The organism is Streptomyces purpureus (genome assembly GCF_014648195.1).
In the GTDB taxonomy this organism is placed as follows: domain Bacteria; phylum Actinomycetota; class Actinomycetes; order Streptomycetales; family Streptomycetaceae; genus Streptomyces; species Streptomyces purpureus.
Genome location: NZ_BMQQ01000092.1, coordinates 1 through 552, shown reverse-complemented (window position 1 = coordinate 552; position 552 = coordinate 1). Strand labels below are relative to the sequence as shown.

1 protein-coding gene is annotated in these 552 nt (G+C 67.6%); it reads right to left on the bottom strand.

Translation table 11 applies throughout. The features are described from left to right. Positions 1 to 552 (bottom strand): MFS transporter (locus IEZ01_RS34505; RefSeq protein WP_189205744.1); only part of this gene is annotated, 552 nt, incomplete at both ends.

Genomic DNA, 552 nt, shown 5'->3' with positions numbered 1-552 from the left:
GCGCAGGAAGAGTGCGGTGAGGAGGGTGCCGGCGAGGACGATGGCGGCGTTGATGAGGACGGCGAGTCCGACGCCGTCGAGGACGGCTCCGCTGGTGGTGCGGCCGGCGATGTGGCCGGTGGCGATGGCGGACATGATCGGGGTGCCCATGGTGATACCGATCTGCTGGGTCATGGTGGCAAGGCCGGTGGCCATGCCCTGCTCGCTGTCGGGGAGGCCGCTGGTGGCGGTGACCATGAAGCCGACGATGACGAGCATGTTGCCGATACCGCCGAGGAAGGTGCCTGCCAGCAGCAGCCACATCCAGGAGCGGTCGTCCCCGAGGCCGAAGAGGGCTGCGGTGGCGACGGCCTGGAGGAGTCCGCCGGTGATGAGGGTGGACTTGGTGCCGATCCGGCCGATGACCTTCGCCGCCAGGGAGCCGCCGATGATGGTGCCGATACCCAGGACACCGAAGGACAGGCCTGCGGACAGGGCGGAGTAGCCGAGGACTTCCTGGAGGTAGAGGGTCATCAGGAAGACCAGGGACGTTTCGGTAACGAACGCGATCAG